Annotated in this window: 22 protein-coding genes; 15 read left to right on the top strand and 7 right to left on the bottom strand. The window is 42.2% G+C overall.

What is annotated here, in order from left to right; all coding sequences use genetic code 11:
• From OGM63_RS11790 to OGM63_RS11780, 3 genes are all read left to right on the top strand, one after another.
• Nucleotides 1-1134, top strand: a 1134-nt coding sequence (locus OGM63_RS11790; protein ID WP_263745743.1) for a phosphoenolpyruvate carboxylase, incomplete at its 5' end; no start/stop codon positions are given.
• Between the two features lie 91 nt (nucleotides 1135-1225).
• Complete coding sequence (locus tag OGM63_RS11785) at nucleotides 1226-1480, top strand: hypothetical protein (protein ID WP_263745742.1); 255 nt, start codon at nucleotides 1226-1228, stop codon at nucleotides 1478-1480.
• A 148-nt stretch (nucleotides 1481-1628) separates the two neighbouring features.
• Nucleotides 1629-1934, top strand: coding sequence for a small RNA NsiR4-regulated ssr1528 family protein (locus tag OGM63_RS11780; RefSeq protein WP_263745741.1), 306 nt, complete (start codon nucleotides 1629-1631; stop codon nucleotides 1932-1934).
• Nucleotides 1935-2210: 276 nt separating this feature from the next.
• Here OGM63_RS11780 and OGM63_RS11775 read toward each other — a convergent pair whose 3' ends face one another.
• Nucleotides 2211-2945, bottom strand: coding sequence for a superoxide dismutase (locus OGM63_RS11775; RefSeq protein ID WP_263745740.1), 735 nt, complete (start codon nucleotides 2943-2945; stop codon nucleotides 2211-2213).
• A gap of 475 nt (nucleotides 2946-3420) precedes the next feature.
• On the opposite strand from OGM63_RS11775, the gene OGM63_RS11770 reads away from it, so the two are divergent.
• Nucleotides 3421-3564 (top strand): hypothetical protein, encoded by a 144-nt coding sequence (locus tag OGM63_RS11770; protein WP_263745739.1) that lies wholly within the window; start codon nucleotides 3421-3423, stop codon nucleotides 3562-3564.
• Between the two features lie 14 nt (nucleotides 3565-3578).
• On the opposite strand, the gene mfd is transcribed toward OGM63_RS11770, so the two are convergent.
• On the bottom strand, nucleotides 3579-7196 hold the full coding sequence (gene mfd, locus OGM63_RS11765; protein WP_263745738.1) for a transcription-repair coupling factor: 3618 nt from the start codon (nucleotides 7194-7196) through the stop codon (nucleotides 3579-3581).
• Nucleotides 7197-7477: 281 nt separating this feature from the next.
• Between mfd and OGM63_RS11760 the strand changes: the two genes are divergently transcribed.
• Complete coding sequence (locus OGM63_RS11760) at nucleotides 7478-8803, top strand: hemolysin family protein (protein ID WP_263745737.1); 1326 nt, start codon at nucleotides 7478-7480, stop codon at nucleotides 8801-8803.
• A gap of 214 nt (nucleotides 8804-9017) precedes the next feature.
• Here the strand turns inward: OGM63_RS11760 and OGM63_RS11755 are convergent, their stop codons facing one another.
• Nucleotides 9018-10199 carry an aldo/keto reductase gene (locus OGM63_RS11755; protein ID WP_263745736.1) on the bottom strand — a complete coding sequence of 394 codons (1182 nt, stop codon included), beginning with the start codon at nucleotides 10197-10199 and terminating at the stop codon, nucleotides 9018-9020.
• Nucleotides 10200-10912: 713 nt separating this feature from the next.
• On the opposite strand from OGM63_RS11755, the gene OGM63_RS11750 reads away from it, so the two are divergent.
• Nucleotides 10913-11140 carry a hypothetical protein gene (locus tag OGM63_RS11750; protein ID WP_263745735.1) on the top strand — a complete coding sequence of 76 codons (228 nt, stop codon included), beginning with the start codon at nucleotides 10913-10915 and terminating at the stop codon, nucleotides 11138-11140.
• Nucleotides 11141-11484: 344 nt separating this feature from the next.
• Here OGM63_RS11750 and rpiA read toward each other — a convergent pair whose 3' ends face one another.
• Nucleotides 11485-12195 carry a ribose-5-phosphate isomerase RpiA gene (rpiA, locus tag OGM63_RS11745; protein ID WP_263745732.1) on the bottom strand — a complete coding sequence of 237 codons (711 nt, stop codon included), beginning with the start codon at nucleotides 12193-12195 and terminating at the stop codon, nucleotides 11485-11487.
• A gap of 112 nt (nucleotides 12196-12307) precedes the next feature.
• Nucleotides 12308-13051, bottom strand: coding sequence for a COG4705 family protein (locus OGM63_RS11740; protein WP_263745730.1), 744 nt, complete (start codon nucleotides 13049-13051; stop codon nucleotides 12308-12310).
• 381 nt (nucleotides 13052-13432) lie between these two features.
• Here OGM63_RS11740 and OGM63_RS11735 point away from each other — a divergent pair, with 381 nt between their 5' ends.
• Nucleotides 13433-13927 (top strand): PepSY domain-containing protein, encoded by a 495-nt coding sequence (locus tag OGM63_RS11735; protein ID WP_263745729.1) that lies wholly within the window; start codon nucleotides 13433-13435, stop codon nucleotides 13925-13927.
• Nucleotides 13928-14220: 293 nt separating this feature from the next.
• On the opposite strand, the gene OGM63_RS11730 is transcribed toward OGM63_RS11735, so the two are convergent.
• Together OGM63_RS11730 and OGM63_RS11725 are read right to left on the bottom strand one after the other, a co-directional pair.
• A complete protein-coding gene (locus OGM63_RS11730) occupies nucleotides 14221-15453 on the bottom strand; it encodes a sensor histidine kinase (RefSeq protein ID WP_263745728.1) in 1233 nt (410 codons plus the stop codon).
• Between the two features lie 207 nt (nucleotides 15454-15660).
• On the bottom strand, nucleotides 15661-16335 hold the full coding sequence (locus tag OGM63_RS11725; protein WP_263745727.1) for a response regulator transcription factor: 675 nt from the start codon (nucleotides 16333-16335) through the stop codon (nucleotides 15661-15663).
• 89 nt (nucleotides 16336-16424) lie between these two features.
• Here OGM63_RS11725 and OGM63_RS11720 point away from each other — a divergent pair, with 89 nt between their 5' ends.
• From OGM63_RS11720 to OGM63_RS11685, 8 genes are all read left to right on the top strand, one after another.
• Complete coding sequence (locus OGM63_RS11720; protein ID WP_263745726.1) at nucleotides 16425-17402, top strand: DMT family transporter; 978 nt, start codon at nucleotides 16425-16427, stop codon at nucleotides 17400-17402.
• A 141-nt stretch (nucleotides 17403-17543) separates the two neighbouring features.
• A complete protein-coding gene (locus OGM63_RS11715; RefSeq protein WP_263745725.1) occupies nucleotides 17544-18701 on the top strand; it encodes a KamA family radical SAM protein in 1158 nt (385 codons plus the stop codon).
• A gap of 215 nt (nucleotides 18702-18916) precedes the next feature.
• Complete coding sequence (locus tag OGM63_RS11710) at nucleotides 18917-20491, top strand: CPBP family intramembrane glutamic endopeptidase (RefSeq protein WP_263745724.1); 1575 nt, start codon at nucleotides 18917-18919, stop codon at nucleotides 20489-20491.
• Nucleotides 20492-20832: 341 nt separating this feature from the next.
• Nucleotides 20833-22704, top strand: coding sequence for a serine/threonine-protein kinase (locus OGM63_RS11705; RefSeq protein WP_263745723.1), 1872 nt, complete (start codon nucleotides 20833-20835; stop codon nucleotides 22702-22704).
• A gap of 310 nt (nucleotides 22705-23014) precedes the next feature.
• Nucleotides 23015-23602 (top strand): WG repeat-containing protein, encoded by a 588-nt coding sequence (locus OGM63_RS11700; RefSeq protein WP_263745722.1) that lies wholly within the window; start codon nucleotides 23015-23017, stop codon nucleotides 23600-23602.
• 804 nt (nucleotides 23603-24406) lie between these two features.
• On the top strand, nucleotides 24407-24682 hold the full coding sequence (locus OGM63_RS11695; protein ID WP_263745721.1) for a TM2 domain-containing protein: 276 nt from the start codon (nucleotides 24407-24409) through the stop codon (nucleotides 24680-24682).
• A 335-nt stretch (nucleotides 24683-25017) separates the two neighbouring features.
• The gene (locus OGM63_RS11690) at nucleotides 25018-25218 is read left to right on the top strand and encodes a hypothetical protein (protein WP_263745720.1); all 201 of its coding nucleotides are present in this window, start codon (nucleotides 25018-25020) and stop codon (nucleotides 25216-25218) included.
• Between the two features lie 95 nt (nucleotides 25219-25313).
• A partial coding sequence (locus OGM63_RS11685; protein ID WP_263745719.1) for a heavy metal translocating P-type ATPase occupies nucleotides 25314-26820 on the top strand: 1507 nt, incomplete at its 3' end.

The following is a 26820-nucleotide window of genomic DNA, read 5'->3' as shown; positions in this document are numbered from 1 at the left end:
CCTCTCCCCCCCTCCTCACCCCTCACCCCCAACTTGCAAGAAGTGATGCTGGGGTATTCTGACAGCAATAAAGACTCTGGTTTTTTGAGCAGTAACTGGGAAATTCATAAAGCTCAAAAATTATTGCAAAAAATAGCCGAAGATTATGGCGTGAATGTGCGGATTTTCCACGGTCGCGGAGGTTCTGTGGGACGTGGTGGGGGACCGGCTTATGAGGCTATTTTGGCGCAACCTGGTAACAGTATTAATGGACGCATCAAGATTACAGAACAGGGTGAAGTTTTGGCTTCCAAATACTCTTTGCAGGATTTGGCTTTGTATCATATGGAAACCATCACTACAGCTGTAATCCAAGCGAGCTTGTTGCGGACAGGGTTTGATGATATTGAACCCTGGAATGAGATTATGGAAGAATTAGCAGCGCGATCGCGTACACATTATCGCTCTTTAATCTACGAGCAACCCGATTTTATCGACTTCTTCCACCAAGTAACCCCAATAGAAGAAATCAGCCAACTGCAAATTAGCTCCCGTCCAGCGCGTCGTCCATCTGGAAAGAAAGATTTAAGCAGTCTGCGAGCCATTCCTTGGGTATTTAGTTGGACGCAAACTCGATTTTTGCTGCCTTCTTGGTACGGTGTCGGCACAGCTTTACAAGAATTCTTGAATGAAGAACCTGAAGAACACCTAAAATTATTGCGTTACTTTTATGTTAAATGGCCCTTCTTCAAGATGGTAATTTCCAAGGCAGAAATGACCTTGGCAAAAGTAGACATCCAAATGGCGCAACATTACGTCCAAGAATTATCGCAACCAGAAGATAAACCCCGCTTTGAAAAGGTGTTTGAGCAAATCGCCAGCGAATTTTATCTGACACGAGATTTGGTGCTGAAAATCACCGACCACAAACGGCTTTTGGATGGCGATCCTGTTTTGCAACGTTCAGTGCAATTACGCAATGGGACGATTGTACCGCTAGGTTTTATACAGGTATCTATCATCAAACGGTTACGACAGTCAATGACTAATACCACCTCTGGAGTTATCCATTCTCGTTACAGTAAGGGTGAACTGCTACGAGGGGCATTGTTAACTATAAACGGTATTGCCGCCGGTATGAGAAATACAGGTTGAGGTGTTAGTCGATAGTCGATGAGCATTAAACAATGTAGTAAGGGCTGAAGCCCTTAAAACCTTAACTTTGAGCGGTAAACCGCTCACTACAATGATAAAGAACAAAGTTCTAATTTGTACCTTTTTAGCGCTAACTTCAGGATTGGTTGGTGGTTATATCAGTGGGCAAATTACTTCAATTCTTCATAGCCAAAAGTGTCAAAATCAAGGTTGGGTATTAAAGGAAGTTTGTAACACTTGGGTGACACCAGGAGCAATGTGGCAAGGTAGCACGACCGGACTGTGGACGGGGACAGTCTTGGGAGCGTTTGCTGGGGGTGTAGTGACGCGTCAATCTCGTAATTAGTCAGGAGTAATTGTTTTTGACTTTTGACTAATTACTTTTGACAACATTGCAGAAAGTAGTGAGTAAGCACCTTTCCTCTTTTCAAATCCCCAATACCTAAGGCTGGTAAAATATATGTACTTATAGCCTTTAAACGAATTAAATTGCCATGCCTGCTGAAATTAACCCAGGAAACCAAACTACCACAGGTGCCGATGCGATTGATGAAGCGATCGCCCAAGGAATTGATTTTGACGGTTCTCCGATTCCACCAGCCAAATTAGAATTGTACACCGAAGTTATGGCGCTAGAGGCAAATAGACAGCGCAGTGGCGTATCTAATACTATGCGATCGCGCATCGTGCGAATTGGCGCAAAACACATTCCTCAACCAGAACTCGATCAAAAGCTTATAGACGCTGGTTTTGCTGCTCTTAAAGATAAAGAAGTTGCCTTTTTCTACGGTGGCAAATAACCGCTATACCTCGTAAGTAAATCCTGAAAGTCTCGGTTTCTTGGGCACATGTTAATCGTTACGGCACTTTTCGACTGCATATGAGCGAACGGTTGCAAATTGATGATGAAAAGTGCAAATTTTTTCTCAAACCTAATGGGTGTATGATTTTCAGCCATCAAATGGCGGCAAATTATCTCTTCGCTACTTTTACCCCAAGGGGGACAAGGGGGACTCCTTCGAGACACCTTGGAGACAAGGAGAATAATTCCCCCCATCCCCCCATCCCACCATGCCCTAAGCAGGTTTACTAGCTGCGGCAAAGCGTTTATTAATCTCGTCCCAATTTAAGACATTCCACCAAGCATCTAAGTAGTCGGTGCGGCGGTTTTGGTACTTCAGGTAATATGCGTGTTCCCAGACATCATTACCCATAATTGGATATTTACCTTCACTGAGGGGACTGTCTTGGTTAGCTGTGGTGGTTATTTCTAGCTTGTCCGCAACGCGGACAAGCCAAACCCAACCGCTACCAAAACGACTAACACCAGCTTCGTTAAATTGCTTTTTGAAAGCAGCGAAACTACCGAAGCTTTGATTAATGGCTTTTGCGATCGCTCCTGTTGGTTCTCCACCACCTTGGGGTTTCATAATTTGCCAAAACATGGAATGGTTCACATGTCCACCACCATTGTTGCGTACAATTTTGCGAATATCTGTTGGCACGCTGTTGAGGTTGCGTAACATTTCTTCAACTGTTTTGCTTTTGAGTTCTGGGTGTTTATCTAATGCTGCATTCAGGTTTTTCACATAAGCTGCGTGGTGTTTATCGTGGTGAAACTGCATTGTTGCTTGATCGATGTGTGGTTCGAGTGCATCGTAAGCATAGGGTAAGGGAGGAAGCGAGATAGTATTGCCGGGTGGAGTAGTTTGACTAATTGGGGCTTTTTCTGCCGAAGCATGAGTATCTAAGGCAAAAGCACCTACACTAGCTCCAAGTAAAAACAAGAAATGGCGACGATCAATAGTCATAACAGTTTATGAGTGCGTAAACAAAATTTGTTGTTAATTTTTATTGTCTTAGATTTAGGTGACTAAATTTTCATGAAATCGTAGCGTTTTTTAATGCAGAGGGACGCTGTTGATGGGAGAGTGCGATCGCATTACATATAGGACTTACGCAAAAACTCTCTCGCTCCTCTTATTTCTCTGTGTTCTCTGTGCCTCTGCGGTTCGTTTTCTCATTTCCTAACATAGAAAAAACATGCGATCGCCTTCATTATGAGCAATGCTTAAGCCGTTGGTTTTCTTCCTGTTACGGTCATATCTCAAATATATACTGGCAACGCTATAGTATTTTTTAAGTCCTTCTAATGCCTGAGGAGCGGAAGTGGTTGACTGGAAGCCGTATCTAGAATCAAGAAGATTCGCGGGATTTATAATAATTTGGCGGTAAATAATAGCGATGTGGGAAATATCGTCAACGTGATTGGTGGAAATAATACCTTTGGTGATATTTCGTCAAGCAAAGGCAAATGATGTTGCTTTGTTTGTTTGGAAATTAGGCGATCGCAATATTGGCATTAATATCGGTACTGCGGGAGATATCACGTTGGGTAATTTGTCTTCCGGTAGAAACCCCGACGATTAAAATCGTCGGGGCTTCTAAGCTGCTTCTGGAAGCGCACCTTGCATTTTCCCGAAAGCGTCGATGAGATTCTGCAACTGTTGATCTGCTTTGAGAACAGCTAAACCCCGCACGGTGACTTTACCAGGTGAGAAAACAAAGCGCGATCGCATTGAATCTGATAAATTCGCTGCTAATAAATTCCAAGCAGGTTCTTCCATTGGGGTTTCTAAAACGATATGCTGTTTAGCTTCGGGTTTGATGCGGCTAAATCCGAGATTTTTCGCTAGCTGTTTCAATTCCATCACTCGCAAGAGTTGATTTGCTGGCTTTGGAATTGTGCCAAAGCGATCGCTCCACTCGGCAGCAATCATTGATAATTCTTTTTTACCTTTCGCTGCTGCTACCGCACGATAAGCGCTCATTTTTTGATCCAAATCGGGGATATAATCGGCAGGAATAAATGCTGTCAAATTCAGGTCAATTTGAGTATCATCAACTTTGGGAATTTCCTGTCCGCGAATTTCTCGAATCGCTTCTTCGAGCATTTCCATATACAAATCAAAGCCGATCGCTTCCATTTGACCGGATTGTTCTGCACCTAGCAAGTTACCCACACCCCTAATTTCCATATCCCGCATTGCCAATTGATAGCCAGAACCCAACTGAGTGAATTCCTGAATTGCTCGCAAACGCTGGCGGGCAGCATCAGATAATTCTCGCTGCTTGGGGTAAAATAACCACGCATGAGCTTGTATTCCCGCACGTCCTACCCGTCCCCGCAACTGGTATAATTGCGCTAAACCAAAGCGATGAGCATCTTCAATTAAGATGGTGTTGACTCGCGGAATATCCAAACCAGATTCAATAATTGTTGTGCAAAGCAGGATATCAGCTTCGCCATTGCCGAAAGTCAGCATGGTTGATTCTAACTCGCTTTCATCCATTTGACCGTGAGCGATCGCCAATCTTGCCCCTGGTATCATTTCTCGCAATTTCGTTGCCGTTTCTTCAATTCCCTCTACCCGTGGAACTACATAAAATATTTGTCCACCTCTGTCTAATTCTTGACGAATTGCAGTGCGGACACTTTCCGGATTTAGTGGTGAAAGATGAGTTTGAATCGGACGCCTTGATGGGGGTGGTGTAGTAATTAAACTCATTTCCCGAATTCCCGACAAAGACATATACAAAGTCCGGGGAATCGGAGTCGCAGAAAGAGTTAGCACATCAACTTGAGTTTTGAGGCTTTTAATTTTCTCCTTCTGATTCACCCCAAACCGTTGTTCTTCATCCACCACCAAAAGTCCTAAATCTCGGAATGTGACACCTTTACCTAAAAGCTGGTGTGTGCCAACAACTACATCTAATTCACCCGTCGCTAATCGCTTTTGAATTTCTCGACGTTCTTCAGCACTGCGAAAACGGTTGAGTAAGCCAACATTCACCGGATAGGGAGCAAAGCGCTCCTTCAAAGTGTGGTAGTGTTGCTGAGTCAAAATCGTTGTCGGTGCGAGGAGTGCAACTTGCTTCCCAGCGGTGACAGCTTTAAAAACAGCGCGAATTGCTACTTCAGTTTTCCCAAAACCGACATCACCACAAACTAAACGATCCATTGGACGATCGCTTTCCATATCCCGCTTTACATCTTGCACCGCTTTGAGTTGATCCGTTGTCGGTTGGTAAGGAAAAGAATCTTCTAATTCCTCTTGCCAAGGCATATCTGGTGGATAAGTAAAACCATGTTGTTGCGATCGCGCTGCATACAACTTCAACAAATCCACTGCCAATTTTCTGATGGCTTTGCGGACTCTATTCTTGGTATTTTCCCAAGCCTTCCCAGTCATCTTGTTGAGTTCTGGTACTTTATCCCCACTGCTGCGTAACCGAGATAAAGCACCAACTTGATCTGCTGCAACTCTTAACAACCCATCAGCATACTGCACCACCAGATAATCACGAGTTTCATCGTTAATCGTCAAACTTTCTAGCTTGACAAATTTACCCACACCATGATTTCTATGAACTACATAATCACCAGCACGCAGCTTTTGAGGGTCAACTTGCTTAGAAGCAGCTTTGCGACGCTTGCGGATATAACTGGGACTAGCTAGAGAGTGTTGTCCAAAAAATTCCCGGTCAGTGACAACAACCATCCGGAATGTCGGCAAAATAAAGCCTTCCAACTCTGCCAAACCAGAATATTTTAAAGCGATCGGTATGTGATTAATTTGTAGCTTGTCGATCGCTTGATAATCGCGGGGATTAGGAATAAACTGTGCCGGACAGTCGTGTTCTTGCAAAAGAGACACAGAACGACTTGGTTGAGCCGAAATCAACCACACAGAGAAATTGCGATCGCGTTCTTGTCGGAGAGTTTCTGCAAGTTTGGCAAATTGATGCGGTGTTACCGGAACACCTCTACTAGCAAGATTAATACCGCTATTTTCTTCTACCAGTTCCGATAAATATAATATTTTAAATTTTGCCGCATCTGCCAGAGAATCATCAAACGAACGATGAATTTTCGGTAATATTGGCGCCGTAGGATACAGACGTTCCACGGTCACGTCTGTACGAAACGCCGTAGAGACGTTCCACCGGAACGTCTGTACAGGAGTGGGGGTAGATTCTTCCTCATTCTCCATTACCCATTGCCCACTCCCCAATCCCCATTGTTCTTCAGCATTTTCTACCCAGCGATCGCTATGAGCATGACATTGTTCTGGCTCATCAATTGCAATCAAAGTATTTTCGGGCAAATAATCTAGCAAAGAAGCCGGTTTATCAAAAGCTAAACCCAAAAAGCGACGACTACCTTCTAATACTTCTGAATCAATTTCCAACTCAGCACTGTCTTTTAGTGCTGTCATCACAATCGGAGCAAAGCTAGTGGGAGTGAGAATTAACTGGTCAATTTTATCAAGTGCAGAACGTTGAGTTGAAGGGTCAAATTCGCGTATTTGCTCGATTTCGTCGCCAAACCATTCTAATCTGACTGGCAATTCCGAGGAAACTGGAAACACATCAACAATATCACCCCGCCGACTCCACTGACCTTCCATTTCTACCATCGGCACTCGTTCGTATCCCAAAGTAGCTAATTTTTCACCGAATCGCACTGAATCAAATTCCATCCCTAGCTTGAGAGTCAGACAGAAAGGTTTAAAAGCTGCTGGGGGTGGTAGGTGAGGTTGCAGTGCTCTCTCGGTTGCGACAATCGCTACGCTAGAGGAGGGGGGGATGGGGGAAGTGGGGGATGGGGAAAAATTCTCCCTCTCTCCCTCTTTTTCTCTCTCCCCCTCTTTCCCTCTCCTTAATTTCACCAAATCCGCCAAAACCTGCATTTGTCCCCAAGTCATTTCGGTTTCCGGGTCAAAGGGTTCGTAGGGGGATGCTTCAGAGGTAGGGTAAAAATGTACAGTTTCCCATCCCATAGCCTCTAACTGAGCATAAGCGCGTCCAGCTTCTTCCAGAGTGGCACACACCACTAACAAATTTTGTTTATCAGTTTGGGCTAACGCTGAAGTGATAAAGCCTTTAGGTAAGCGGGAAATACCACTTAAGCGTAAATTATGTTGTCGATTTAACTTAGAAACGAGTTCAGTGGTGAGAGGCGATCGCCCTAACGCACGCACAATGGAAGAAAATGCCATAAGTTCTACTATAGATGGAAGTCGTTGCACTTGATGCAGGCGGACAGCGCCTTACTCAACTATTTTAAAAGTGTCAAGAGGGATAGTACTCTTGCTTGAGAATCATTAGTCCCCAGTACAATAACCATTGACTAATCGCTAAGATACGAACAGTGTTCTACCCGTAATCACTAATACAGCAGTTTTTCTGCCCGATTGATTCTTTTATTATTGGAACACCTTCGATACTAGATACTAATAAAGTAAGAGCGCAGTTAGCCAATAAATCGGCAATTCAAGGAATGTCTCCAACTATAGAAATTCTAATTATTTTCTTACTAATTTTCGCCAACGGTCTATTTGTCATGTCGGAGTTGGCAGTTGTTTCATCACGCAAGGTGCGCTTGCAGCAGCTTGCGGAACGAGGTGATCTTAAAGCCCGTGCTGCTTTGGAACTAGCGTCTTCCCCAAATCAGTTTTTAGCGAGCGTCCAGGTAGTGATCACACTCCTGAGTATTTTATCCGGTGCTTACGGTGAAGGAACGATCGCTAAGAGAATAATACCTATCTTAGATTTTATCGCTTTGCCCGAACAGTATAAGGAACACTTTGCTAAGGGCGTAGCAATTTTAATTATTACTTATCTAACACTGATTATTGGCGAATTAGTACCTAAGCGGCTGGCATTAAACCACCCAGAACCAATTGCCAGTGTAGTTGCTCTACCTATGCAATTATTAGCCAGAATCGGCTCGCCCATAGTTTATTTATTAGGTGCTTCTACGGATGCAGTTTTGCGGTTATTGGGTGTCAGACCGTCAACAGAACCACAAGTTACAGAAGAAGAAATAAGAGTTTTAATCGAGCAAGGCACTGAAGAAGGAACCTTTGAGGAAGCCGAACAAGATATGGTGGAGCGAATATTTCGTTTAGGCGATCGTCCCGTCAGTTCTTTTATGACACCTCGTCCGGATATTGTCTGGCTGGACTTAGAAGACTCAGCAGAAGAAAACCGTCACAAGATTGTAGATAGTGGCTATTCCCGATATCCAGTTTGCCAGGGGGGACTTGACAATGTGCTCGGTGTCATTCCCGTCACAGACTTGTTGACTCGAAGTTTCTCTAATCAAGAACTAGATTTAACTGTAGGATTGCGACAGCCAGTATTTGTGCCAGAAAGCACCCGTGGTTTAAAAGTTTTAGAGTTATTCAAAGAAACCATAACTCACATAGCCTTAGTAGTTGATGAATACGGTGTAATTCAGGGATTAGTAACACTCAACGATATTATGAGCGAAATAGTTGGCGATGTTGCTTCATCTGACGATCAGGAAAATCCCCAAGCCGTACAACGTGAGGATGGTTCCTGGTTATTGGATGGAATGTTGCCTGTAGATGAATTTTTAGAACTTTTCGAGATGGAAGAGTTAAAGTTTGACGAACGTGGTAGCTATCAAACATTAGGTGGTTTTGTAATTACCCATTTAGGACGTATCCCCGCTGCTGCGGATAATTTTCAATGGCAGGGTATGCGTTTTGAGGTCATGGATATGGATGGCAACCGTGTTGATAAAGTTTTAGTCGTGCCAACACCGGATAAATTAACCGATTCGACAGATAAAAATTAGGAACTGGGGACTAGGGGACTAGGGGACTAGGAGACAAAGGCAATACGGTTGGCGTTAAGGATTTTTGGTACTGATTTTAGACCTGTAGAGACGCGAAATTTCGCGTCTCTACCCTCGTATTTTGGGTTTAACTGAACGGTATTGGAGACAAAAAGACAAAAAGAATATTTCTTCTTTCTTCCCCTTTCCCCCTTCCCCCTCTCAAGAACTCTCCCTAATCTTGAGACAAACGCTTAACCGCTTCCCCTCCCAGCATTTGATGTGCTTGTGCAAGGAAGTGGGGAATTTTGTCAGCGTGGGGACTGGGGATAAGACATTGCTGCAAGTTCAGTTTGTCTACTTGGTCTGCTTTGTTACCGGGAAACCAGTCACCACCATTACCAAGGAGGTTGTAGCGCATTTTGGCATATTCCGTCATATCGTAGGCTAAAGCTAAATTTCTCAACCACAAAATCACCGGAATATTTACGTTTCCTGGTGTTTTTTCATGGGTAGGTAAATTCACATTCCAGGTTTTCACCCAGTCTTCTCCCAAACAAGCGATCGCTTCTTCTTCCAAAGCAGCCAAAATCGGTGGTAAAATTTCTGATGCATTATCCAGCAATTCCAAAGTCTTCAAGTGTTCATCAAAATCTTCCGGTTTTGACGCTCCCAAACTCAGAGTATGCACCTGGGGATGACTCAGACAAAACAAATCATTAAACACCATCGGACTCAAAGGAGCGCAAAGATTTACTAACTTTTCTGACGGTTCGTATAACTTTCCCCCTTTATCTGATGGACTAATAATAAATACCCCCATATCATGGTTAGTTGCTGCTTCAATTGCCCCCCAATTATTTTGATTAATATAATACCAGTGCAAATTAACATAATCAAATTCATTAGTATTAATTGCCTCGATAATTATATCGGTTGCTCCATGCGTTGAAAAGCCAATAAATTTAACTTTTCCTTGCCCTTGCAGCTTTTTAGCTACATCCAAACACCCACCAGGACGAATACAATAATCTAACGTTTCCGGATTATTGATACCGTGTATCCCCAGCAAATCTATATAATCTAGCTGGAGGTTTTCCAGGGACTTTTCCAGATTGCGTTCAAATTCTTTTGCATCGGCTTCAGGATTAACTTTAGTTTGAACAATCAACTTTTCGCGGATAAATTTCGGCAATATTTCTCCCAACTGCATTTCAGAAGTACCATAACCACGAGCAGTTTCAATGTGATTAATGCCTACTTCTAAAGAACGTCGAATAGTCGCTTCGAGATTTTCTTGATTCTTACGTGGAATTTCCGACTGCGGAACATCCTGCCATTTATATTGATATCTCATACCACCGCAGGAAAAAACCGGCATTTCTAATTCTGTACGTCCAAATCGTCTATATAGCATCTGTGAATTTGGAATTTTGGAATTTTGGCTACTACCTTCATTCCTATGATGACAAAAATCCGGTTAATAAGTATTTATAACCACAGATGCACCCAGATGATTAATCTTAAATTTCAACTTACTCAAACTACATACTTACTACAATACCTTTCCTAAGCCCTATAAATAAGACAAACTATGTAGCACGGCAAGGCAATTTTTGCGAAATATAAAAAATATCTCAAAAATCAGAAACATAAACGGTTAGATGTGAAGTCTTTAAAAGCGACACACTTGAGCAACAAGTGGTTGTGTGAATTAACGGCACTCAGCCTTATATCTTATACGCAATACAGTTGGTGTTAAGGAATTGGTGGTAAAAAATCCTATGCATGTAGAGACGTAGCATTGCTACGTCTCTACCAAGGCATTGCTACGTCTCTACCAAAGGTCTTGGACTGAACTTAACGGTATTGTCTTATACCCTCACCTTAATGCTTACACATCATGTTCAGTCTGTGAAAAAGTTAACTTTTTTTCCAATTTGTATCCCAAAAGTGCATAAATTGATTTTGTTTTTACCATTAAAAACATAGAAGGAGAAGCAAAACTATGCAAGCTTGACTGACTTTGAGTAAATTAAGTTATGACTCAACTCACACAAGAAAACTTTTGTCAATGTGTAAGCCTAAATCTTATTAGTAAAACTAGAAAATGATTATACGGAGGAACTAATGCAGCAAAATTCAACTACTCAAACAACAACTAACAGCGTTGATTTACGCTCCTCTGACGCATATATTTTTGTGAACAATGTTATGGGAGCTTTGATTATTATGTTTCCCGTTATGCTGTTTTTAGGCGTTAAAGTTTACAAAAAATATCATGTTGCTGTTCTACACAAAAAAATAGCAACTTTAGAAAAATTATGGCATTTAGATGTTAAAAACAAGAAGTATTAAATTAGTTAGGAGTTAGGAGTTAGGAGTTTGGAGTTGGGAGTTGGGAGTTAGGAGTTGGGAGTTAGGAGTTAGGAGTTGGGAGTTTGGAGTTAGTGGGTAGGAGTTTGGGGGTAGGAGTTAGTGGGTAGGAGTTTGGAGTTTGGAGTTTGGAGTTTGGAGTTTGGAGTTTGGAGTTTGGAGTTTGGAGTTTGGAGTTTGGAGTTTGGAGTTTGGAGTTTGGAGTTAGTGGGTAGTGGATAATGGGTAGGAGTACTTTTTTATAACTAACAACTAACAACTAACAACCAACAACCAACAACTATCAACCAACAACTATCAACCAACAACTATCAACTAACCAATTACTAAATTTGTCTGACTAAGGGCTGACCATCTTTGACTTCGCCAATTAAAACCAAATCTGCACAGTTGACAAAGATGCCATTTTCTAATACGCCAGGAATGTTATTCAGTATTTTTTCCAGGTTAACGGGATCGTCGATATTGTCAAATGTAACATCAAGTACCATATTGCCTTGATCGGTGATTACGGGTCCAGCTTTTCTTACACCCATGCGAAGTTCTGGTTTACCACCGAGTTTTTTAATTGCATTAATAACCGGAGTAATTGCCATTGGTATGACTTCAACAGGCACGGGGAAAGTAGAACCCAATCGTTCAACTAACTTACCACTATCGACAACGACGATAAACTGATTTGCTAAGTAGTCTACTACTTTTTCGCGGGTATGTGCGGCGCCGCCACCTTTAATCAAATTCTTTTGGGGATCAACTTCATCAGCGCCGTCAATGGCGATATCGATGTGGTCGATCGCATCTAAAGTGGTGAGAGGGACACCGTACTGCTTTGCCAACACTTCTGATTGAAACGATGTAGGGACACCAACAATATCTTTAAGTTCACCAGATTTTAGGCGATCGCCTAAAAATTGTATTGTATACGCTGTGGTTGACCCCGTACCCAACCCCACAATCGAACCTGATTTTACTAAATTGGCGGCGGCTTTGCCAACTTCTTGCTTCATCAACTTCACTGGGTCTGCTGCTGCGGTCATAACCAAACTCCTCAAACTTAGGCTATAGTCCATCTTAGTGGTCAGTTGCCACTTGCGGTACTTTGGGCATGGGGCATTTGGCATAAGGGAGTCATCTATCTGCTTAAACGCATCACTCAATTGGGTGACGCAGTTTTTTATCGTTTCGCACGTCGAAGAATAGGACAACTGCCAGCAGAATAAAGGCGATCGCCGAAGCATAGCCCCTTGGCAGTGATAGACCGCCATTTTGGACTGGTTTGGTCAGAAAATCTCCGAAGGTGGCTCCGAAGGGTCGCGTGAAGATGAATGCGAGCCAGAATAGGAGAATATCGCTCAACTTTGTTACGTAGTGAAGGGCGATGACAATACCAATGACGCTGCCTGTGACGAATGCCCCCTGGACATAGCTCAGTCCCAAGTTGCTTGTCAGAAAGTCACCAAAGGCAGTTCCCAAACTGTTGGAGAACACGACAGCCAGCCAATAGGTGGTCTCTGCGTCTTTCCTCACGATGGGATAAACGCTCAGATCCCGATCCCGGTAGTACCAGATGGCAAGAACGCTCAAAAGACAGGCTACCAGGATCAGCGATCCCAATGCGTAGCCCAGCCCAAGAGATCGATCCATCAGGTCTGAAACTTCGGTTCCGGCTGTAGTTGTCGCGATGATCGCCAACCAATAAAGGACTGGACGATATCTGTCGGATTGAATTTGAAAAAACAGGAGAATAGCCAGAATGGCGAACGTTACGGCAAATGCTATGTAATACCCCAGCCCAAGAGACATTGAGATATAGTCACCTGCCGTCTCACCCAGCGTCGTGGCGATGATCTTCATGATCCAGAAGAAAATTGTGACTTTTGCAACCTTATTCATTTCTTTTTCACAATAAAAAATAGCAACTCATCGTTCTGAACACTGATGATATTAAATTAACTAGAAAACTGAATGATTGTACTTTACACAGCAAAAATCAAGAAATAGTCAAGATTTTAGGACTTACGCACTCTCTACTAATTATTGGCGTTTTTGGCGTTCTTGGCGGTTCGATAAATTAAGCTTAGAAGCGATTGAGTGCGTCAGCCCTAGGTTTGATTGAAAACGGAATTTTCTCAGGATCAAGGCACTATGTCTAATTAAAAGTTAATTTAACTATTTGATCTTAAATTTATTGAACTCAAACCAATCTTGACTATTTCTGGACTTTTATTACCTACTCTGAAAATACAAACCCAGAATTGCAGGGATTTTACAAGTATGAAAACTTCAACAAAAATCATTTTGGCAGTAGCTTTTGTTGGTGCTTTAGGACTTGCTGGATTGTCGAGAGTTGTGTTTGCAAAACAACCACAATCTTTCGTAGCAATTGTGCGTCAGCATCATAGCGCTACCCAAGTTGCTGAAGTCAGTGATGGGGACGGTGAAACCAACGACGATGGACAAGAACAGAAAGAAGCCGCAAAACTGCAACCGTTAGCTAAAATTACAGCACAACAAGCAAAGCAAGTAGCTGAAGCATCTGTGGGAGGTAAAGCCAAAAGCGTCAAACTCGAAAATGAAGATGGCAACTTAGTTTATGCTGTAAAAATTGGTCAGCAAGATGTTAAGGTCGATGCTGGTAATGGCAAAGTTCTCTACGCTGAGAATGCCAATGAACAAGATGAGAAGAATGAAGCCAATCGTCCCAACAGTAGTATTCAAGTTCAAGAAAAAAGTGATGGCGATCGCAAAACCAATAATGATGGTAAGTGAGTAGGGAACTTGAAATCACATTACCTCAACAGAAGTTAAGGAAAAAACTCTTTTAGCGCACACTAACTAAACATATACTACATGGGGATTGATGAACATAACCTTCATCAATCCCTAATTTATAGCAGATTGCGTTTTTATTGAATACACGTAGACACTACCAAGTGCTACGTCTCGGAGCGGGTGAGCGGGTTTTACGTATGTACCTCAACCAGGAGTGAAATCTGCTGTATAGATACTGGATAATCATAATTAAGGAAGCATAAAAGGTAATATTTATCAAGTTTTGATAGTCAAGAAACTGGTAAACGCACAGTAAAACAACTACCAACTTCTAATTGACTTGTAACACTAATTAATCCACCGTGATTTTGGGCAATAGCTTGAGCGATCGCAAGCCCTAAACCAGAACCACCTGACCAATAAGAACGAGACCGATCTGCTCGCCAAAAACGCTCAAAAACCTTGTTGATCTGCTCTGGTGCAATTCCCACACCTGTATCTTGCACGTTCACATAAACCTGGGAACCGACACGACTAGTTTTAATTTCAACTACGCCTCCTGATGGTGTATAGTAAAGTGCATTTTCAATTAAATTAGTAAACAGTCGCGTTAATTCAACCGAATCACCTATTAGGTGAATATTAGCAATTAATTGAAATTTTAAGTTAATTTGTTTGGCTTCAGCTTGAGGTTTATATAGTTGTATTAGATTCTCTAATATTGAGGTTAAATTGAGATTATCCAAATGTTGATTTGGAACTTTATCGGTGCGTGCTAAAAACAATAAGTCTTCTGTCAGACGAGTCATCTGGTTAGTAGCGCTAGCGATCGCCTGAAATCTTTCTGCATCTTTTGGGCTTATTTCATCTGGATATTCTAACGGCAACTCAGCATTAATTTTGATAGCCATTAACGGACTGCGTAGTTCGTGGGAAGCATCAGCAGTAAACTGTTTAAGCCTTTGAAAACTTTCCTCAATGGGTTGCATTGCTTGACGAGTTAGTAAAATTCCGGCAACACTACTAAGAACCAAAGTTATAATAATTCCACCGCATAATCCCCAGTCCAGTTTTTGGAGGGTTTCGTCAAATTCGTCTAAAGATTGACTCACCCTCACATACCCAACTAGCTCACCATTATCGCTACCAATAATTGGTACAGTCACTGCTTGGATAGGAATTTTGCCAGTCTGAACTTGTACTATATTGTTTGATAATAAAGGTAAGGTTAAGACAGTTTTTCCTTGTTGGGTAATTAAATTTCCCTGAGTATCAAACCACTGCAATGCTTGATGAGAAGCAATTAAATCTTGGGGATGAAAGTCACTTTCAATTGTTAGGCGACCTTTTTCAAATTCTACATTTGCTGCCGCACCTTTCCCTATGGCTGCGAGTTTATCTGTTATTTGTTCAGTCAGACTGCGAGTGAAAGCAACTCGGACTGCGATCGCAAATATTCCCAGTAGTGATGCGAACACCACCAAGTAAGATAACAATAAACGATATCGAATTCTTTGAAACACATTTTTATGACTATCAAATTATTAGTTTTTTCTAACAGCTTTGCTGCTGCAAATGCAAAAAAAACGGTAACGTGGATGCTTGTAGCATTTCCTAGTCTGCTGAGGTACAAATTTATCTGCGTTCATCGGCGTTTATCTATCTTCATCTGCGGTTAATTCAATACTCTGTACCTCATGAATGTGAGAATCGCTATAGAGAAAATTCTTTTACTTTTGAACTAGACGATAACCAATGCCATAGATATTTTCAATCAAGTCTTCTGAACTTCCAGCTGCTCTGAGTTTATGCCGCAAATTTGTAATATGAGTTTTAATACTTCCTTCTCCCGAAGATTTATCAAAGTCCCACAGTTTTTCAAGAATCGCCGAACGAGTCACAACTTGATTTGGGTTTTTCAAAAAATATTCTAATATCATATATTCTTTAGGGGTTAATGATATGATATTTCCGGCATAAGTAACCTGTTGGGTTGCCGGATCTAGTTCCATTTCCCCGTGGATTAAAATCTGGGGACGAATCTCTGGAGTTCTCCTAGCTAAAGCCCTAATGCGTGCTGCTAACTCTTTTAAGTCAAATGGCTTAACTAAGTAATCATCAGCACCAGCATCCAGTCCTATAATTTTATCGTCTGTTGTATCTCGTGCTGTCAGCATTAATATTAGGGCATTAGATGAAGCAGCGCGTAAACGCTTACATAGAGTGATTCCATCTAATTTAGGAAGCATTAAATCTAGTAAAATTAGCTCATATAATCCTGACTGAGACCATTCCCACCCCTCAAGCCCATCGGTTGTTATATCGACAATATGGTGTTGTCGTCTTAAATACTCGGCTAATGGTTTAGCAATGCGATCGTCATCTTCAATTATCAAAATTCTCATAACTTAACCTCTAACTTAGAGAATAAGCAATAATGCTTATTGACAAATAGTTAATAACCTTAATAGAATCTGAATCCTAATTACAATTCATGACAAAATTTATCACAGAAATTAACAAACACACTTTAGGTGTTGTGTTAATCATTGTTAGTGCTTTAATTTTGGGGACTATTCCTGCGGCAATCAAGGAGGCAATCACTAGCCTTTCGCCAGCCACGCAATTTGCAATTCGCTTCACAATTGGGGCAATGATTCTTACCCCGTTTGTTCGTAACCTGAATGTAAGGTTAGTACGTGACGGGGTAATTCTCGGAGTGTTACTTTTCCCGATCTTTGCTGCTGCAACGATTGGATTGGAAACTGTCTGTGCAAACCAAGCTTCATTTATCTTCGGTCTCAACATGGTCTTTGTAACCCTGTTTGAGCTTCTGTTTCGCAAGCGCCTATCCATTAGGGCGGTACTAGCAGTGATACTTGCTTTTACCGGAATTGGGGTGATGTCTTGGAAGAGTGGGGAGCCTGTGATCGGCGACCTTTGGTTGTTGGGTTCTGCCGTCAGTGATGCCGCTTATATCATTGTACTTGAGGTGTTTTCGCCACACCACCAACCTGTGCCATTGGTTACAATCCAGCTTTGGGTTGTAGCAGTGCTAGGCATATTGTGGGCTGCCCCCGAACTGACTGAACACATTGAGGCAATTCAAATAAGTTTAGGTGTACTAATCTACCTTGGTGTAGTTGCCACTGTCATAGTCATTTTGTTGCAAACAGTGGCACAGCAATGGATATCAGCCCACGAAGTTGCGCTATTCTTTGCTCTAGAACCTGTGTTTGGGGCAATTTTTGCATTTTTGCTACTTGGCGAAACCTTTGAGACTCGCGGTTTCATTGGTGCAGCAATAGTGCTAGTTGGAATAATTCTGACTCTGACCCGTCCTAAAATTGACGAAAGTGATTCAGAACCCCCACAATTACAGGAAAGCACGGTTTTAGATGGTACGGCAAAAAGAGGCGAGGTTTTGGTAAGTGTGCTAAGTGCTAATAAGGAAATTGAGAATCTATTTTAATTTTTTCTGATAGCGTATTATCAGTGCAGTTGTAAAGATGACAGATAAAACACCCATCAATATCCAAAAAGTTTAAAGCGACTGCGACTTTGTAGCTTAATGCTTGCTTTAATACTATTTAGGTTAGAAATCAGTCAGTTCATGATCCAAAACAACCTCGGAGATAAGCCTGTAGTAACTAATACTAAGCGTAAAGAAATTTGTCAAATTTTTGGCGAGACTTACAACCCTGAAAGTTGGAACGACTGGCGTTGGCAGATGCGGCATCGATTGACTAAGCTGGAACACTTTCAGCAGGTACTGCGGCTCACTCCTACAGAAGAACGGGGACTTGCGATCGCACCAGAGAAGTTTGCCGTAGCCGTCACACCATACTTTGCATCACTCCTTGACTCAGAAGATCCGCTTTGCCCACTGCGGTTACAAGTGATACCACGGGAGGAAGAACTGGTGGTCGATGCTGCGGATATGGTAGATCCATGCGGTGAAGACCACGACAGCCCAGTGCCTGGATTGGTACACCGTTACCCCGACCGCGTGTTGCTGCTTGCTTTAGACTCTTGCGCTGTCTATTGTCGTTACTGCACGCGATCGCGTTTGGTCAGCCAAGGTGAGATGTACCCAGTAACACGGCGGTTGGATGCCATCATCGCCTACCTGGAAGAACACACTGAGGTACGCGATGTACTTATTTCCGGTGGCGATCCGCTGCTGATGGCTGATGAACCTTTGGACAAATTGCTTGGGCGATTACGTGCCATTCCCCACATTGAGTTTGTGCGGATTGGCTCCCGCGTACCATGTTTCTTGCCTTCTCGAATTACGCCAGAACTTGTTGCCGTACTTCGTAAGCATCGTGTGTGGCTGTCGTTGCACTTTTGTCATGTACGCGAACTCACCCAGGAGGTGGCGCAAGCTTGTGATTTATTAGCCGATGGTGGCATCCCTCTGGGAAGCCAAACTGTGCTGCTGAAGAATGTGAATGATTCCGAACAAACGCTAAAGCAGCTGTTTCATGGTCTGCTCAAGCTGCGCGTGCGACCTTACTACCTATACCAGTGCGACCCGGTTGTCGGCACTTCACATCTCCGCACGAGCGTGCAAACAGGTATAGATTTGATATCTAAACTGCGCGGTCATACCACTGGTTACGCCGTACCAACCTACGTTATTGATGCCCCTAGCGGTGGTGGTAAAGTGCCAATTCAAGCCGAGACTCTGCTGGCTTACTCAAACGGTACAGCCAAATTGCGTAACTGGAAAGGCGAAATGTACACTTATGTAGATCCTGTTATTTGAGGCTCATGCTTACGTTATAAGTCTTTTTTATTTTCCTGTTGGGATGACGCTGCGAATGCGATCGCGCTTCACTCCGCTAACACTACTTGCTTACTGAATAGCGTAGTAGGAGGGGGAGGATATCAATTTCTGGTGAAATCTATCCACCATCCACTCACGAGTGCGATAATTCCCAAGAGGGACGCGCACGGGCAGTGGTTAATTAAGGGGGAAAAATGACAATTAAGCGATTAATTTTAACGGTGTTGACGCTGGTTGCGATCGCAATAGCTGGTTTCTCTTTATTTAACAGCTGGCAAGAACCTCAATTCCAAAGTAGTCTGGAACTATATCAAACAAATATTGCATTGCAAGCGGCACAATGGCAACCGCCAAAGGATGACAGCGGCAATTTCAAGCCAGTTAGTGAAGCAATACTCGGTGAGAAACCTCTAGAAGCGGCAACAAAGCAGTATCAAGATGTGCGTGAAGCGGCTGAAACTAATTTGGAAAAAACCAAAAACCAATTAGCAAAGCTGGAATCTCAACCGATTATTACTCCCACCATCCCTAAACCCGATCCGGAATTTCCCCCCGCAACTAATGCCTCCCGCAAAGCACAGCAAAAACAGTTGCAGCAGTCACGCAATCAACAGCAAAAATTCATTGCCGAATTAGACTTGCGACTGGGAATTTTAGAAGCACAGCAACAACAGTCACAGACAGCCATCAAAACTTGGGCACAATTGCCTCAATTAAACATTGATTTGAAATTGAAGGAAACTGCTGCTGTGTTGACTGGGTTATGGAGCGATCCCCCGCATTTGTTGCCAAATGCTCAACAACTCATTCAAGAAAATTTAGAAGGTTGGTTTAGTTCTACAGCTCTCACTCAGCTTTATCAACTCCAGCAACGTCAAGAAGCACTTTCAACCCTAGAAACTGCAAAACAAGCAGCGGCTTCTCAAGCTTTGGTGAAATTAGCAATCATCGGCACCATCCCCACTTTAACAGCTTTGATCGGTATGGGAGTGCTGATTTTTTTAATTGGTCAGCGTTTGATCAAGGGAAAAGCCGCTTTATTCGCTCAAAATGGCGATCGCTCTTGGACAACACCTTGGGATGTGGAAACGATTTTGCAAGTCTTGGTTGTCGGCTTTTTCTTGTTCGGACAACTTGTAGTGCCTATTTTGTTATCGCTGCTCCCGATTTCGCGTGCTGTAGGTAATGTTAAAATTCAGGCTGTTTATATTTTAGTTAGTTATTTGCTGCTATCATCGGGTGCGTTATCAGTGCTCTATTTTTCGCTTAAGCCCTTCTTGCCCCTAGAGTCGGACTGGTTTCGCTTTCGTTTACAAGACAAGTGGTTTTTATGGGGATTAGGCGGTTATTGTGCAGCTTTGCCCATAGTGGTGGTAGTGTCTTTGATTAATCAACAACTATGGCAAGGACAGGGTGGTAGTAATGCCTTGTTGCAACTGGTGCTAGAAAGCCAAGATACTGTGGCACTAAGTATATTTTTCTTTACAGCAGCGATCGCCGCACCTTTATTTGAAGAAGTTTTGTTTCGCGGCTTTTTGTTGCCCTCCCTCACTCGTTACTTTTCGGTGTGGGGAGCAATTTTTGTCAGTGCTTTGTTGTTTGCGATCGCTCACCTCAGCTTATCGGAAATTCTCCCCCTGTCTGCTTTAGGAGTCGTTTTAGGAGTTGTTTACACGCGATCGCGCAACCTCCTCGCTCCCATGCTCGTCCACAGTCTCTGGAATAGTGGTACATTACTCAGCTTATTTTTACTTGGTAGTAATAAATAGTGATTATGTTGTACGGTTGACAAAATCTATTTTTTGGGATTAATGAATCGCGGGATGAATCTAGATGTAGAGACGCTTGGGTATCGCGTCTCTACAGGGGTTTTGATATTACACAAAATCATTTTCATACATGAAATCCGTAACGCACCATTATCAAGGGGAGGAGTGCGTTACCAAGAGCGCTAACGCACCCTACGTATCTTTTCAAAAATCAAACCGGATTTCTATAGTTAAATAACTATTGTTAAAAATATTGATTAATTAGAATTACCCCTGGTATCTTAAGTATATTTGCGTAGTACACAGTAACTTCGACAAATTAGAGTTGTTGCCCTTGAACTATGAATAGCTATCCATATCCAGATTTCAGTGAACATGGCTATCAACTTGTACGAGAATTGGGACGCAATCGAGAAGGAGGAAGGATTACTTGGCTAGCATCAAATATTGAGACAGGGAAACAGGTAGTATTAAAGCAGTTTTGTTTTGCCCAAGCTGGTTCCAGTTGGTCTGGATTTGAAGCTCATCAACGGGAAATTAGAATCCTACAAGGACTAGCTCATCCTGGTATCCCGCGCTACATAAATTCGTTCGCTACGTCTGATGGCTTTTGTTTGGTACAAGAATATATTAACGCCCAATCTTTGGCAGAACGCCTCGATGATTTTGACATAGAGGAAATTAAGCAAATTGCTTTCAAAGCCTTAAACATTCTCGAATATCTGCAACTTTTCAATCCTCCCGTAATTCATCGGGATATCAAACCAGAAAACATCTTGGTAGATAAAGAACTCAACGTCTATCTAATTGACTTTGGTTTTGCTCGCATTGGGAGTCAGGAAGTTGCGGGCAGTAGTGTATTCAAGGGTACTCCGGGTTTTATGCCACCAGAGCAGATGTTTGAGCCGACAAAGGCAACAGACTTGTATGCTTTAGGTACAACCTTGATTTGCCTATTAACAAAAATCAGGTCAACAGAAATACGGCAATTGTGCGATCGCAAGAACCCATATCAGATTAACTTCCAAAATCACCTACCTCGTCTGAGTCTGAGCTTTTTAGGCTGGTTGGAGAAGATGGTACAACCCCTACAGGATGACCGTTTTCCCAATGCAAAAGCCGCTTTGGCAGCACTGCAACCAATTGATGTCATTCGTGAAGCAGCAGTGGAGTTAAGTGCAGCAGTCCTAGAATTTAAAGCGACTCATTTAGGGGAAAAGCTGACACAAACCATCACCGTCGCAAACCCAATACCTGACACAGTTTTAGAAGGCAAATGGCAAGTTTCACCCCATCCTCACGATCCACCCCATACACCAGATTCCCATGCTTGGATTTCTGTAGAAAAACCCATCAGATGTACCGAAGAACCAATTAACTGTCGAATCTGCGTAGATACCAGCAAGTTAATGGCAGACGCACAGTATAAACGTCAACTCATACTGCACAGTAATGCTTATCCCTCAACTCACACTTTAACTGTAAAAGTGCAGACGGCTGCTATACCTATTGAGAAGCGAAAACTACCCTATGCAGGTTTAATTTGGCTGTTCTTAATAGCTGAAATGATAGCTATGGCTACAGTTTGGTTTACGTCTTATGCTGCGACTGAGGTTGCTAGTTGGTTGTTAGCGAACTTGGGATATAACTCTGTGCTGTTTAATTTTCGCATCTGGGTTCTTACAGTGGCTGTGATTATAGTTTTGAATCTTATTGATATAAAAAGAATGTACCCAATATTCAAATCCCGTGAGTTTTCGGACTTACCTGTGAGGACGTTTCTAGAATATTTTGCTTTCAATCAATCAACTATGGGTTCAACTGTGGCTTCGTCTGTAAGCATGATTCTGAATATGGCTGTAGGTGCGGCTGTAGGTTCCAGTATCCCACTACGTTGGGCTTTGGATATGGCTGTACATTTGGCTGTGGGTTTCGCTGTGGCTTTCGCTGTGGGTTGCACTACATATAAAGTACTGCTTTGGGCAATAAATTTAGCCGAGGATTTATTTACATCTGTACTTTTACTACTAATAGCAGGACTTGGAGCTAGTGTAGGTATTAGCTTAATAGTAGGTTTCCTCAATCCATTGATTTTCTTAAGCCTATCAGCAACAGGATTACCCGTTTTATACATGATATTTTATCCACAAATTAAGCGGCGCAAATTAATGGCAAAATATCGTCATTCTGAAGACTTGTTAATCAGACCCTAAAGGTAAAATTAGTAAATTATGCCTCAATATAGCAGTTTTCAGGTGCATGAAGTACATATTAAAACCTGACCCCCAACCCCTCTCCTTACTAAGGATACAGCTATTGCGATTCAGGGGTATCACCCCTTATCTCACGATTTTTCGACATTCCACACAATTGTAGAGACGTTCCGGCGGAACGTCTCTACGAGGGTTTCGGGCAACGCATAATTAATTTATGGAAATGTCTATTTAATATTTTGTCTCGTTTACAAACACAAAGAATAAAACCAAAAAATATTCTCTAATCATAATTCAAGAGTTTAAACCTATGCTATTGGAAGAAAATAAATCACGATTCAACGCATTATTAGTTGGTTTAGGTCTAGGAACCGGGCTATTATTTGCAGTAATTTATATCGTTATCAGTGTTTACTTTGCCATCAATGCTATCTTTGCAATTCTACCAAAATTTGATGACGCGCTGCCCTTCAAAGAAGGACTAGCAAATGTAAAAATTGATAAGTATTGGGGATATATTGACAAAACGGGTCAAATAGTAATTCCTGCCCAATTTGAGGAAGCTAAACCCTTTAAAGAAGGGCTAGCAATCGTTAAATTTGGTAATGAATGGGGTTATATTGACAAAAATGGACAAAAAATAGCTAATCCCAAAGCAGAGGTTCCTATTTATGAACAAATTGCTGTTTATACAGGATTCTTCGTCTCAAATGAATCTTATTCATTTAAAGAAGGGCTTGTAAGGAGAGATACTAGAAATAGGTGCGGCTATGTTAATGAAACTGGTTCTGAGGTGATTAAACCTCAATTTTATGTTTGTCAACCATCTTCGGAAGGTTTAATAGGAGTAATGACAGACGCCAACAAGTGGGGATATATTCGTAATCCTTTAAAGTGATGTATATTACCTTATAAACTTGTGCGATCGCGCATCAAGTGAAATTATTATCACGAAATTTCCAGGTTTCCAGCAATTTGTCGCTCATCAAGCAATACGCTTGATGTTAAGGGTAATATCAAGTCCGGTAGATTACATATGATGTAGAGACTATTCTGTGCTACGTCTCTTGGGGTTCGGATTTTTTTATTAATGTCAATTAAACGGACATGATATAATTGGCTGTTTTATTCAAAAGCGTGAAAATCGACTGCAAAGCAGATTCATTCCTACGCTCTCAATACGGTTCGGTTAACGTAGTAGAGACGTTTTGCCGTAACGTCTCTACAAGGGTTTTGGGTTCACAAATATTCTTAACCGAACCGTATTGCCTACGCTCTAGTTTGACATACCTATAAGGAAGATTATTCTCCCCACAAAAGGACACTGTTATAAAGGCTTTAACTAAGCGTTCATAACAGCGTTCTACTTCTTGCAACAATTTCAGAAAAGAATCCGGACATAAACGACTTTAGCTGTAGAAAGTCATATAGCAGAGCAGTTGTTGACGATTATTGCGATTAATTCTTTGCAAATAGAATTATCTCGCGTCACATGAGCGGAAAGCTGCTGTGCGGGGATTTTATCTCACCTGAAAGTTACGAATACTCATTCAGAACAGGAATGGTTTTAAACGATACCTGAAAAACCTCTCCTAGTTATGGTTCCAGCATTGCTTATGTAATAGTCGCACGGTGCGGATCGCAATTTTTAATTACACTAAAATCCCGAATTTTTATACATCCATAAAGGAGCAACATTAATATGGCAAATCTCAATCCCAGTCATGCTAACAAGCAACTTTTAGCTGGTTACTGTGGCATTATTTTCGGTGGTTTTGGCGTTCATAAATTTATTCTGGGGTACACTCAAGAAGGCTTAATTATGCTGGTTATTGCCGCAGTAGGCGGTTATTTCACCTACGGATTTAGCTTATTAATTATGCAACTTGTAGGTTTAATCGAAGGCATGATTTATTTGAACAAAAACCATGAAGAATTTATTAATACTTACTTTCGCAATAAACAGGGCTGGTTCTAGAAATTATTGGTTTTAAATTAGATAGTGCTACTGGGTAGATAATGCCAGTCCAATTTACAAAGGAAAAATGCATATTTATCTTAGGCAAAATTTTTCAAAATTCTAATTCTAGGAAATATACGTATACGAGGTAATAATCCCAACGTTAATATCGATGCATTATCTTTAATGTAGGAATTGCTCTAAACGTTTTGTCCTGCCTCAGACTTAAGTCTGAGGCTAATAGCACAAGTCCGTTGAAACGGACTATTAAATTATTTGAGTCGGATTTATCCGACTTTCGCTTTGAGACTGGGACTTCAGTCCCAGTCTGTTGCAGCTGATAAACTTTGGTTATGCTTAAAAATAAAAAGCTGATCTTGCTAATTTTCTTGCTGTTTGGCTTCGGTTATTTCAGCGCTATGTCTAATTTAGAAATCAACGATTTTTTGAAAAGCCAGGTTGCCTTGATGCCATTACAAGCGATCGCTCTAATCTACATTACTTATCTGCGCTTGAATCGTACCCAAGACAAAGCTAATTCTTACAAAAGTTAATCATTTTGCTTTCAGTGTTCTAGATTTCGCCTACCCTCGAAATAGACGCGCTTTTATTTTGCGTTGAACTTTCGTGAGCTTATCCCACACTTTCCATGCAACTTGTCCCAAAAACTCAACTCCCAGCAGAACCAACCCTGACAACAGAGAAAATCACCTTAGATGTTGCGGGGATGAAGTGTGCCGGGTGTGTGAAAGCGGTAGAACGGCAGTTAATTGAACATCCAGGAGTCAAAAGTGCCTGTGTGAACTTGGCAACAGAAGTAGCAGTTGTAGAGTCTGAAGTTGGTGCGGTAGATGCACTCTTCCTAGCTAAACGATTGACTGATGCAGGATTTCCAACTAAACCCAGGCAAGCTTGCGATAGACAAAATGACGAAGATCCGGCTAAACGACAACGCCGAGAAATGCGTTCTTCGCTTAGGCAATTAGCGATCGCGACAACATTGCTGATATTATCAGGAATTGGGCATTTTGGTCATATGACTGGCTCAATGCAGCCACTCGATAACATCTGGCTTCACTGTGGACTAGCAACAGTGTCATTACTAATTCCCGGACGCCCAATTTTAGTAGATGGTTGGCGGGGTTGGCAACGAAATGCACCCAATATGAACACTTTAGTGGGATTGGGAACTCTCACGGCTTACACTGCGAGTTTGGTAGCGCTGCTGTTCCCCCAAATGGGTTGGGATTGCTTCTTTGACGAGCCGGTGATGATGATTGGCTTTATTCTCTTGGGGCGGACATTAGAAAGATATGCTAGGGGTCGTGCTGCGGCTGCATTTAGGCAATTGCTGGCACTCCAGCCCCAAATAGCGCGATTAATTGCCAATCCCGAAAAAGCCGGCACCAGCTCGCCTCCTGTGGAAATTCCCGCAGAGCAAGTGCGTGTGGGAGAATGGTTGCAAGTATTGCCAGGAGATAAAATCCCCGTTGATGGCAAAGTCGTGGTAGGGCAAACAACGGTAGATGAGTCGATGCTGACTGGGGAAGCTGTACCCGTGATTAAACAACCCGGAGATGTGGTGACAGCAGGAACGTTAAATCAGTCAGGAGCGATCGCTATTCAAGCCACACGTACTGGAAATGATACAACTTTAGCTCAAATTGTCGCTTTGGTAGAAGACGCCCAAACTCGTAAAGCCCCAGTACAAAAATTAGCAGATACAGTTGCTGGTTATTTTACTTATGGTGTGTTGACAGCGGCTTTGTTGACATTTGTCTTTTGGTACTTTTTCGGCACACATATTTGGCAAAATGTCAATATGTCTGGTGTAATGGATATGTCTCACCACGGGGAAAGTTATCCTGCCCCAGCGATGTCCGGGCTATTGTTGAGTTTAAAGTTAGCGATCGCTGTCATGGTAGTCGCTTGTCCTTGTGCTTTGGGACTTGCCACACCTACAGCTATTCTCGTAGGCACTGGCATCGGTGCGGAACGAGGTTTGTTAATCAAAGGTGGCGACGTTTTAGAACGAGTACATAAGTTAGACACGATAGTTTTTGATAAAACAGGCACTCTCACTACTGGTAATCCTACTGTTACCGACTGCCTTGTAATTAAAGCGGAGCAAGATAAAAAAGTAATTTCTTCCCCCA

The sequence above is a fragment of the Plectonema radiosum NIES-515 genome (assembly GCF_025753815.1).
In the GTDB taxonomy this organism is placed as follows: Bacteria; Cyanobacteriota; Cyanobacteriia; order Cyanobacteriales; family Nostocaceae; genus Hassallia; species Hassallia radiosum_A.
The sequence above is the reverse complement of the archived record's forward strand: the minus strand, read 5'-3'. Positions and strand labels throughout refer to the sequence as shown.

Excerpts from the sequence above, each read along its gene's own strand:
- OGM63_RS11700 (WP_263745722.1), top strand. The coding sequence starts at position 23,015 with ATGCTATTGGAAGAAAATAAATCACGATTCAACGCATTATTAGTTGGT.
- OGM63_RS11715 (WP_263745725.1), top strand. The coding sequence starts at position 17,544 with ATGATCCAAAACAACCTCGGAGATAAGCCTGTAGTAACTAATACTAAG.
- OGM63_RS11735 (WP_263745729.1), top strand. The coding sequence starts at position 13,433 with ATGAAAACTTCAACAAAAATCATTTTGGCAGTAGCTTTTGTTGGTGCT.
- OGM63_RS11775 (WP_263745740.1), bottom strand. The coding sequence starts at position 2,945 with ATGACTATTGATCGTCGCCATTTCTTGTTTTTACTTGGAGCTAGTGTA.
- rpiA (WP_263745732.1), bottom strand. The coding sequence starts at position 12,195 with ATGACCGCAGCAGCAGACCCAGTGAAGTTGATGAAGCAAGAAGTTGGC.
- OGM63_RS11695 (WP_263745721.1), top strand. The coding sequence starts at position 24,407 with ATGGCAAATCTCAATCCCAGTCATGCTAACAAGCAACTTTTAGCTGGT.
- OGM63_RS11720 (WP_263745726.1), top strand. The coding sequence starts at position 16,425 with ATGACAAAATTTATCACAGAAATTAACAAACACACTTTAGGTGTTGTG.
- OGM63_RS11705 (WP_263745723.1), top strand. The coding sequence starts at position 20,833 with ATGAATAGCTATCCATATCCAGATTTCAGTGAACATGGCTATCAACTT.
- OGM63_RS11750 (WP_263745735.1), top strand. The coding sequence starts at position 10,913 with ATGCAGCAAAATTCAACTACTCAAACAACAACTAACAGCGTTGATTTA.
- OGM63_RS11740 (WP_263745730.1), bottom strand. The coding sequence starts at position 13,051 with ATGAATAAGGTTGCAAAAGTCACAATTTTCTTCTGGATCATGAAGATC.
- mfd (WP_263745738.1), bottom strand. The coding sequence starts at position 7,196 with ATGGCATTTTCTTCCATTGTGCGTGCGTTAGGGCGATCGCCTCTCACC.
- OGM63_RS11785 (WP_263745742.1), top strand. The coding sequence starts at position 1,226 with ATGATAAAGAACAAAGTTCTAATTTGTACCTTTTTAGCGCTAACTTCA.
- OGM63_RS11690 (WP_263745720.1), top strand. The coding sequence starts at position 25,018 with ATGCTTAAAAATAAAAAGCTGATCTTGCTAATTTTCTTGCTGTTTGGC.
- OGM63_RS11755 (WP_263745736.1), bottom strand. The coding sequence starts at position 10,199 with ATGCTATATAGACGATTTGGACGTACAGAATTAGAAATGCCGGTTTTT.
- OGM63_RS11725 (WP_263745727.1), bottom strand. The coding sequence starts at position 16,335 with ATGAGAATTTTGATAATTGAAGATGACGATCGCATTGCTAAACCATTA.
- OGM63_RS11710 (WP_263745724.1), top strand. The coding sequence starts at position 18,917 with ATGACAATTAAGCGATTAATTTTAACGGTGTTGACGCTGGTTGCGATC.
- OGM63_RS11780 (WP_263745741.1), top strand. The coding sequence starts at position 1,629 with ATGCCTGCTGAAATTAACCCAGGAAACCAAACTACCACAGGTGCCGAT.
- OGM63_RS11760 (WP_263745737.1), top strand. The coding sequence starts at position 7,478 with ATGTCTCCAACTATAGAAATTCTAATTATTTTCTTACTAATTTTCGCC.